At 58.2% G+C, this 9,412-nt stretch carries 6 protein-coding genes and 1 pseudogene; 6 read left to right on the top strand and 1 reads right to left on the bottom strand.

Annotated elements, in window-relative coordinates:
• Window positions 1-55: 55 nt before the first annotated feature.
• Window positions 56-805 (bottom strand): amidase activator ActS, encoded by a 750-nt coding sequence (gene actS, locus BEI65_RS26545; protein WP_099065733.1) that lies wholly within the window; start codon window positions 803-805, stop codon window positions 56-58.
• A gap of 188 nt (window positions 806-993) precedes the next feature.
• Here actS and BEI65_RS26540 point away from each other — a divergent pair, with 188 nt between their 5' ends.
• The 6 genes and pseudogenes from BEI65_RS26540 to BEI65_RS26515 all read left to right on the top strand — a co-directional run bounded on the left by BEI65_RS26540 (window position 994) and on the right by BEI65_RS26515 (window position 9,322).
• Entirely contained in the window at window positions 994-1,740 is a 747-nt protein-coding gene (locus BEI65_RS26540; protein WP_099065732.1) for a sulfite exporter TauE/SafE family protein, read from the top strand.
• Window positions 1,741-2,485: 745 nt separating this feature from the next.
• Window positions 2,486-4,096, top strand: a complete 1,611-nt coding sequence (locus BEI65_RS26535) for a tryptophan halogenase family protein (protein ID WP_099065731.1) — start codon at window positions 2,486-2,488, stop codon at window positions 4,094-4,096.
• Window positions 4,096-5,178, top strand: a complete 1,083-nt coding sequence (locus tag BEI65_RS26530; protein WP_099065730.1) for a monodechloroaminopyrrolnitrin synthase PrnB family protein — start codon at window positions 4,096-4,098, stop codon at window positions 5,176-5,178. The genes BEI65_RS26535 and BEI65_RS26530 overlap by 1 nt, the downstream gene beginning before the upstream one ends.
• Window positions 5,179-5,222: 44 nt before the next feature.
• On the top strand, window positions 5,223-6,926 hold the full coding sequence (locus tag BEI65_RS26525; protein WP_099065729.1) for an NAD(P)/FAD-dependent oxidoreductase: 1,704 nt from the start codon (window positions 5,223-5,225) through the stop codon (window positions 6,924-6,926).
• Window positions 6,927-6,947: 21 nt separating this feature from the next.
• A pseudogene (locus BEI65_RS26520) lies at window positions 6,948-8,043 on the top strand (Rieske 2Fe-2S domain-containing protein).
• 34 nt (window positions 8,044-8,077) lie between these two features.
• Window positions 8,078-9,322 (top strand): cation:proton antiporter, encoded by a 1,245-nt coding sequence (locus BEI65_RS26515; protein ID WP_099065728.1) that lies wholly within the window; start codon window positions 8,078-8,080, stop codon window positions 9,320-9,322.
• The last annotated feature ends 90 nt before the right edge of the window (window positions 9,323-9,412 follow it).

Here is a 9,412-nt window from a genome sequence, read left to right as displayed (position 1 = left end):
CTTAACCGATCGGTGTTAGCCTAGTGGCGGGTTTTTTTTATCGTCTATCTCGGGATCAACATGCGGGTGCGGAGCCCTGAGGCGGCAGGAAGCGCAGCGGATCCAATGCGGTAGCACGATAACGGATTTGGAAGTGCAGCATCACCTTGTCGGTACCGGTGCTGCCCATGGTGGCAATCTTCTGCCCGGCTTTCACTTCCTGAGCGTTGCGAACCAGCAGGGTGTTGTTATGGGCGTAGGCGCTGATGTACTCATCATTGTGTTTTATCATAATCAGATTGCCGTAACCCCGCAGCTGGTTGCCAACGTACACCACCCGTCCTTTGGCTGCGGCAAACACCGGCTGACCACGGTTACCGGCGATATCAATACCTTTATTGCCTCCGTCGGCGGTGGAATACTTGCTGACGATATTGCCCTGGGTTGGCCAACGCCAGCATTTGATACTGCTGCGGATCGGTGGCGTAACGGCTGCAATCTGGCTGGTAGACTGCGTTTTGCGTGATTTGCCCTTCTTCGCCGTCGCATTATTCAGCGCCAGCTTTTGGCCAATCTCCAGGTTGTAGGGTTTGGGGATCTTATTACGCCGCGCCAACTCGCTGACTTCACTGTTGGTGATCCAGGCAATATAGAACAGCGTATCGCCGCGTTTAACGGTATAGGTGTTGCCGTTATAACTGCCTCTGGCCAACTGATCATAATCACGGTTGTAGCTGTTCGATTTTTTTCCGGAGCCGCACCCCAGTAATCCCAGACTGATCATGCACACGGCAATCAGTCGCCATACAGCGAATGTGCTTCCCATACTCAAATATCGTCCTTAAACGTCGTCGCGCCCTATTGTGATCCGCCTATAGTAACATCAACGGTCAGGTGGTCAAAAACGCCGCCATGGACTAAATTTGCCGGGATTAGGATATGGCGGGCAGGGAGTTAAGGCATCCTGTTTTGCCCTTGTGGCTCAATAACACTCATGGATTGGAAAAAGCTCACGTGCAGGAAACCTTAACGCTCTCGAGTTATTTGGTACTGGCGGCCACATTATTGGTGGCGTATGTCATTTTCGGCATCGCCGGTTTTGGTTCTGCGTTAGTCGCCAGTCCGATAATGGCACTCTATATGCCGGTGGCGAAAATCGTTCCCTTACTGGCTCTGCTGGATATGTGCGCGGCGATTGTTAATGTCAGTCGCGACGGGCGGAACGCGCAATGGCCTGAATTAAAACGGCTGATTCCATTAATGGTCATCGGCAGTCTGCTAGGGGCGGCGATCCTGCTGAAAACCCGGCCAGAGATCCTGTTGCTGGCGCTGGGGATTTTTGTGGTGTTTTACGCGCTCTATTCACTCAGTGGTTTAAAGCCTGACCGGCAATTCTCACCCAGGGCGGCTGTGCCTTTCGGTTTGGTTGGCGGGGTATTCAGCGCGCTTTTTGGCAGCGGCGGTTTTATTTACGCTATTTATCTCAGTGGGCGGATTGAGAAAAAAGAAGCTTTCCGTATTACCCAAACCACGCTGATAGGTATGAGCACCCTGACCCGAGTGGTGATTTTTGCCCTGGCCGGTGTTTATCTGGACGTTGATTTATTACTGCTGGCATTAGTGCTGGTGCCGGGCATGTTGGTGGGGATTACTCTGGGCCGTTACTTCACGTTGAAGATGTCACGTGAGCAATTCCTCAGGCTTATCAATGTGATCTTGCTGGGCTCGGGCGCCATGCTGATTGTCAGGTACTTTAGTTAACGACGATGGCGGGGCGAAGTTGAACCCCAACGGTTATAGCTCACCAGATTACCCTCGATGATATGTCAATGGATGGGTATTTGAGGCAGAAAACAATTTCCGAATGTCGTTGAGTATTCGTATTAAAATTAGATGGATAATTGTTTTTAGACTGAATGCTTGATTGTGCAAATAATATTATTTTATGGGTGTTTTTATACGTAATTAACGTATGAATCGGTATCGATTATTTTTGTTGGCTGGCAAGTTGATAATGCATTACCTATAACTAACTGGGTGTTTAATTTATAGAATTGTAAGCGCGCTAACAATTCAAAATCCATTAATATCTAATTGATAGGGTATTTATTTAAGTAATAGGAAAAATCTTAACTGGCGGTGATTGAAAAAATCTAACATGAAATTTTGGATAAGATGCGTTGCTTTTTTATTGTAAAAATACAGTAAAAATAGTGTGTTGTGCGTAAATTACTTGGGGGTGGGTAGGGGCATTATAAGGCTTTATTTTATTATTTTGAATAATGAGGTGATCTTGTTTTTCCTGCTTTGCTCGTAATTATAACCGATTGAAAATAATATTTTAACCGGTTATTGGGTGGTGAGGAATTAGGGTCGTGAGGAGGCGAATTGCGTGATGATATATCGCCGAGTTAATTCTGAAACGGAATTTGCACTTTTTAGATTAGATTCTAGTCTGAATTAGAACCTAATTTAACATCTCCACTACTTCCTATGGGAGAGTGTCATGAGCAAACCGATCAAGAATATCGTCATCGTGGGTGGCGGCACTGCGGGCTGGATGTCCGCCTCGTACCTCGTCCGGGCGCTCCAACAGCAGGCGAACATTACGCTCATCGAATCTGCGACGATCCCCCGGATCGGTGTGGGCGAGGCGACCATCCCGAGTTTGCAGAAGGTGTTCTTCGACTTCCTCGGGATACCGGAACAGGAGTGGATGCCCCAGGTGAACGGCGCCTTCAAGGCCGGCATCAAGTTCGTGAATTGGAGAGCGTCTCCCGACCACTCGCGCAACGATTACTTCTACCATTTGTTCGGCAATGTGCCGAGCTGCGACGGTGTGCCGCTTACCCACTACTGGCTGCGCAAGCGCGAACAGGGCTTTCAGCAGTCGATGGCTTACGCCTGCTATCCGCAGCCCGGGGCGCTCGATGGCAATCTGGCACCGTGCCTGCATGACGGCACCCGTCAGATGTCCCACGCGTGGCACTTCGACGCGCACTTGGTGGCCGATTTCTTGAAGCGCTGGGCCGTCGATCGCGGGGTGAACCGAGTGGTCGATGAGGTCGTGGAGGTTAACCTGAACGAGCACGGCTTCATCTCCAGCCTGTTCACCAAAGAGGGCCGGAAGCTGGAGGCGGATCTGTTCATCGACTGCTCAGGCATGCGGGGGCTGTTGATCAACCAGGCCCTGAAAGAGCCCTTCATTGACATGTCCGACTACCTGCTGTGCGACAGCGCGGTCGCCACCGCCGTACCCAACGACGACGCGCAAGGGGGGGTCGAACCCTATACCTCCTCGATTGCCATGAACTCGGGGTGGACCTGGAAGATTCCGATGCTGGGTCGGTTCGGCAGCGGCTACGTCTTCTCAAGCAAGTTCACCTCCCGCGACCAGGCCACCACCGACTTCCTCAACCTCTGGGGCCTTTCGGACAATCAGCCGCTCAATCAGATCAAGTTCCGGGTCGGGCGCAACAAGCGGTCGTGGGTCAACAACTGCGTCTCTATCGGGCTGGCGTCGTGCTTTTTGGAGCCCCTGGAATCAACGGGGATCTACTTCATCTACGCGGCGCTTTACCAACTCGTGAAGCACTTCCCCGACACCTCGTTCGACCCGCGGTTGGCCGACGCGTTCAACGCCGAGATCACCTACATGTTCGACGACTGCCGAGACTTTGTCCAAGCGCACTATTTCACTTCGTCACGCGAAGACACGCCGTTCTGGCTTGCGAACCGGCACGACCTGCGGCTCTCCGACTCCATCAAAGAGAAGGTTGAGCGCTACAAGGCGGGGCTGCCGTTGACCACCACGTCGTTCGACGATTCCACGTACTATGAGACCTTCGACTTCGAATTCAAGAACTTCTGGTTGAACGGAAACTACTACTGCATCTTTGCCGGCCTGGGCATGCTGCCCGACCGGTCGCTGCCGCTCTTGCAATTGCGACCGGAGTCGATCGAAAAGGCCGAGGTGATGTTCGCCCGCATCCAGCGTGAGGCCGAGCGTCTGCGGGCGAGCCTGCCGACGAACTATGACTACCTGCGGTCGCTACGCGAGCGCGGAGCGGGGCTGTCTCGACCCGGGCCGACGCCCGCGTCGCCGGAGAGCCGGTAGTGGAGCGCGCCCTGGACCGGGCATGCGTATTCGCCGCCACGCACGCTGCCGTGGCAACCTGCGATCCGCTGCACGCTCGCTCGCTCGTTTTGCAACTGCCGGGCCTGAACCGTAACAAGGACGTGCCCGGTATCGTCGGCCTGCTGCGTGAGTTCCTCCCGGTGCGCGGTGTGCCCTCCGGCTGGGGCTTCGTCGAAGCCGCCGCCGCGATGCGGGACATTGGGTTCTTCCTGGGGTCGCTCAAGCGGCACGGACACGAGCCCGTGGACGTGGTGCCCGGGCTCGAGCCGGTGCTGCTCGACCTGGCACGCATGACCGACTTGCCGCCGCGTGAGACGCTCCTGCATGTGACGGTCTGGAACCCCGCGACGGCCGACGCGCAACGGAGCTACACCGGGCTCAGCGACGAAGCGCACCTGCTTGAGAGCGTGCGCATCTCGATGGCGGCCCTCGAGGCGGCCATCACGGTGACCGTCGAGCTGCACGACGTACCCTTGAGGTCGCCCGCGTTCGCGCAAGGGTGCGACGACCTGGCAGCCTATCTGCAAAAAATGGTCGAATCGATTGTTTACGCGTACCGCTTCATCTCGCCGCAGGTCTTCTACGATGAACTCCGCCCCTTCTATGAACCGATTCGCGTCGGGGGCCAGAGCTACCTTGGCCCCGGTGCCGTAGAAATGCCCCTCTTCGTGCTGGATCACGTCCTGTGGGGCTCGCAATCGGACCACCAGGCTTATCGAGAATTCAAAGAGACGTACCTGCCCTATGTACTTCCCGCGTACAGGGCGGTCTACGCTCGGTTCGCTGGGAGGCCGTCGCTCGTCGACCGCGCGATCGGCGAGGCGCGAGTAGGTGCGCAGGGCGAACCCGTCCGGGCCGGGCTGGCGGCCCTCAACCGGATCTTCGTGGTCCTGCTGCGCTTTCGGGCACCTCATGTTCAATTGGCGGGGCGGGTGTACGAAGCCGGGCGAAGCGGCCCGGCAATCGGCAGTGGAGGGTACGCGCCCAGCATGCTCGGCGATCTGGTCACGCTCACGCTTGCCGCGCGCTCTCGCATTCGCACCGCTCTCAACGAGTTCTGACGCGCACGGCCATCTGTTCCATCTCATTAAGGAGATTTGCCCTCATGACTCAGAAGATCCCCGAGAACGGGCGCGATAACAACCACTTCGACGTGATCATCCTCGGCTCGGGCATGTCCGGCACCCAGATGGGGGCTATCCTGGCCAAACAGCAGTTTCGCGTGCTGATCATCGAGGAGTCGTCGCACCCGCGGTTCACGATCGGCGAATCGTCGATTCCCGAGACGTCTCTAATGAACCGTATCATCGCCGATCGCTACGGCATTCCGGAGCTCGACCACATTACGTCGTTCTACTCGACGCAGCGTTACGTCTCGTCGAGCACGGGCATTAAGCGCAACTTCGGCTTCGTATTCCACAAACCCGGCCAGGAGCACGACCCGAAGGAGTTCACACAGTGCGTCATCCCCGAGTTGCCCTGGGGACCGGAGAGCCATTATTACCGGCAAGACGTTGACGCCTACCTGTTGCAAGCCGCCATTAAATACGGCTGCACGGTCCGCCAGAAGACTAAAGTGACCGAATACCACGCCGATAAAGACGGCGTCGCGGTGACCACCGCCGAGGACGAACGGTTCACCGGCCGGTACATGATCGACTGCGGAGGACCCCGCGCGCCGCTCGCGACCAAGTTCAATCTCCGCGAAGAGCCGTGTCGCTTCAAGACGCACTCGCGCAGCCTCTACACGCATATGCTCGGGGTCAAGCCGTTCGACGATATTTTCAAGGTCAAGGGGCAGCGCTGGCGCTGGCACGAGGGGACCTTGCACCACATGTTCGAGGGTGGCTGGCTCTGGGTGATTCCGTTCAACAACCACCCGCGGTCGACCAACAACCTGGTGAGCGTCGGCCTGCAGCTTGACCCGCGTGTCTACCCGAAAACGGACATCTCCGCGCAGCAAGAATTCGACGAGTTCCTCGCGCGGTTCCCGAGCATCGGGGCGCAGTTCCGCGACGCCGTACCGGTGCGTGACTGGGTCAAGACCGACCGCCTGCAGTTCTCGTCGACCACCTGCATCGGCGATCGCTACTGCCTGATGCTGCACGCGAACGGGTTCATCGACCCGCTCTTCTCCCGGGGGCTCGAGAACACTGCGGTGACCATCCACGCGCTTGCGGCGCGCCTCATCAAGGCGCTGCGCGACGATGACTTCTCCCCTGATCGCTTCGAGTACATCGAACGCCTGCAGCAAAAGCTTTTGGACCACAACGACGATTTCGTCAGCTGCTGCTACACGGCGTTCACGGACTTCCGCTTGTGGGACGCGTTCCACAGGCTGTGGGCAGTCGGCACGATCCTCGGGCAGTTCCGGCTTGTGCAAGCCCACGCGAGGTTCCGTGCGTCGCGCGACGAGGGCGACCTCGATCATCTCGACAACGACCCCCCGTACCTCGGGTACCTGTGCGCAGACATGGAGGGGTACTACCAGTTGTTCAACGACGCCAAGGCCGAGATCGAGGCCGTAAGCGCCGGGCTCAAGCCGACCGGGGAGGCCGCGGCGCGGATCCACGCCCTCATCGACGAACGAGACTTCGCCAAGCAGATGTTCGGTTTCGGGTACTGCATCACCGGGGACAAGCCGCAGCTCAACAACTCGAAGTACAGTCTACTGCCGGCGATGAAGCTGATGCACTGGACACAAACCAGCGCGCCGGCAGAGGTGAAAAAGTACTTCGACTACAACCCGATGTTCGCGCTGCTCAAGGCGTACATTACGACCCGTATCAGCTTGACTCGGAAGAAGTAATCGGCCGTTGAGGACACAAAAATGATGAGCGACATTCAATGGGTTCAAACGAGCGTCGAGGAGCATCCTTCGAGGGCGTACGACGCGACCACGAGCGTGGCCGCGAGTTGGTACGTCGCGATGCGCTCGGACGACCTCAAGGATAAGCCGACGGAGTTGACGCTCTTCGGCCGTCCGTGTGTGGCATGGCGTGGCGCGATGGGGCAGGCCGTGGTGATGGATCGCCACTGTTCGCACCTCGGCGCGAACAGTGGCCGACGGGCAGGTCAAGGACGGGTGCATCCAGTGCCCGTTTCATCACTGGCGGTACGACGAGCAGGGCCAGTGCGTTCATATCCCCGGTCACAACCAGACGGTGCGCCGGCTGGAGCCCGTGCCGCGATCGGTGCGCCAGCCGACGTGGGTCACCGCCGAGCGATACGGCTACGTGTGGGTCTGGTACGGCTCCCCAGAGCCGCTGCACCCGCTGCCCGAAATCGCCGCAGCCGATGTCGACAACGGCGACTTTATGCACCTGCACTTCGCGTTCGATACGACGACAGCTGTCTTGCGGATCGTAGAGAACTTCTACGACGCGCAACACGCGTCCCCCGTGCACGAGCTCCCGATCTCGGCCTTCGAGCTCAAGCTGTTCGACGATTGGCACCCGTGGCCGGAGGTTGAGTCTCTGGCACAGGCGGGCGCGTGGTTCGGTGCCGGGATCGACTTCACCGTGGACCGGTATTTCGGGGCCTTCGGCATGCTGGCTCGTGTGCTCGGCCTGAACATGTCGCAGATGAACCTGCACTTCGATGGCTACCCCGGCGGGTGCGTCATGACCGTCTCGCTGGACGGAGACTTCAAATACAAGCTGCTCCAGTGTGTGACGCCCGTGAGCGACGGCAAGAACGTCATGCACATGCTCATCTCGATCAAGAAGGTGGGGGGCGCCTTGCGCCGCGCGACCGACTACGTGCTGTTTGGGCTGCAGACCCGACAGGCAGCGAAGTTCGACGTTAAAATCTGGAACGGGATGAAGCCGGACGGCGGCGGCGCGTACAGCAAGTACGATAAGCTCGTGCTCAAGTACCGTGCATTCTACCGGGGCTGGGTCGACCGCGTAGCGAGTGAGCGGTGATGCGTAGGTCGGCGCCGCTTTTTCCGAGGCATTCATGACTGTCTGGCTGTTGCAACTGGTGCTGGTGATCGCGCTCTGCAACGTCTGCGGCCGGATTGCCGAACGGCTCGGCCAGTGCGCGGTCGTCGGCGAGATCGCAGCAGGTTTGCTGTTGGGTCCTTCGCTGTTGGGCGCTATCGCCCCGGATTTTTACGATGCGTTGTTCGGCCCACACACGCTGTCGGCGATGGGGCAAGTCGGTGAAGTCGGCCTGATACTGCTGATGTTTCAGGTTGGTCTGCATATGGAGTTGGGCGAGACGCTGCGCGACAGGCGTTGGCGCATGCCCGTCGCGATCGCCGTGGGTGGGCTCGTCGTACCGGCCGCGATCGGCATGATCGTCGCCACTGTCTCGAAAGACATGCTCGCCAGCGATGCGCCGGCGCTGCCCTATATACTCTTCTGCGGTGTCGCGCTTGCGATATCAGCGGTACCGGTGATGGCGCGCATCGTCGACGACCTGGCGCTCAACGCCATGGTGGGCGCACGGCACGCCATGTCTGCCGCGATGCTGACGGATGCGCTCGGATGGATACTGCTTGCAACTATTGCTTCGCTATCGAGCGGGCCTGGTTGGGCATTTGCGCGCATGCTCGTCAGCCTGCTGGCGTATCTGGTGCTGTGCGCGTTCCTGGTGCGCTTCGTGGTTCGACCGACGCTTGTGCGGCTCGCATCGACTGCGCATGCGGCGCGCGACCGCTTGGCCGTGTTGTTATGTTTCGTCATGGCGTCGGCACTCGTGACGTCGCTGATCGGATTTCATAGCGCATTTGGCGCACTTGCGGCGGCGCTGTTCGTGCGGCGAGTGCCCGGTATTGCAAATGAGTGGCGGGAGAACGTTGAAGGTTTTGTCAGGCTTGTGCTGATGCCGGTGTTTTTCGCGTATGCGGGGTTGCATGCGTCGATCGGCACGATCGACGACGCGGCATCATGGATGTGGTTCGGCGTATTCCTCGCGGGCGGATTCATCGGCAAGTTCGGCGGCAGTTATCTGGGCGCGCGTGCCACCGGACTTGAGCCACGCGATGCGATGTTGGTGAGCTCGCTGATGAATACGCGCGGCTTGATGGAGCTCATCGTCCTGTCAATCGGTCTGCAGATGCAGATCCTTCCGCCAAAGGTCTATACGATCCTCGTGATGTTCGCGCTGGTGACGACGGCGCTGACCGTACCGCTGGTTCGATTCACGCTGCGCGTGCAATTGCGCGCGACGCCAGCAATCCCGGACGCCGATAAGTGACGCGCATCTGGTAGGCTTCACTTTTCAACCGTTCAGGGTCATAACCAGCGTGCTTTCATGCAGAATTAGTGGTGCCCGGACTCGGACAAC

The sequence above is a fragment of the Serratia sp. BW106 genome (genome assembly GCF_002607755.1).
GTDB classification, from domain to species: domain Bacteria; phylum Pseudomonadota; class Gammaproteobacteria; order Enterobacterales; family Enterobacteriaceae; genus Serratia; species Serratia proteamaculans.
Note: the sequence above shows the minus strand (reverse complement) of the source record. Positions and strands in the feature narration are given on the sequence as shown.

Excerpts from the sequence above, each read along its gene's own strand:
- BEI65_RS26535 (WP_099065731.1), top strand. The coding sequence starts at position 2,486 with ATGAGCAAACCGATCAAGAATATCGTCATCGTGGGTGGCGGCACTGCG.
- BEI65_RS26525 (WP_099065729.1), top strand. The coding sequence starts at position 5,223 with ATGACTCAGAAGATCCCCGAGAACGGGCGCGATAACAACCACTTCGAC.
- actS (WP_099065733.1), bottom strand. The coding sequence starts at position 805 with ATGGGAAGCACATTCGCTGTATGGCGACTGATTGCCGTGTGCATGATC.
- BEI65_RS26515 (WP_099065728.1), top strand. The coding sequence starts at position 8,078 with ATGACTGTCTGGCTGTTGCAACTGGTGCTGGTGATCGCGCTCTGCAAC.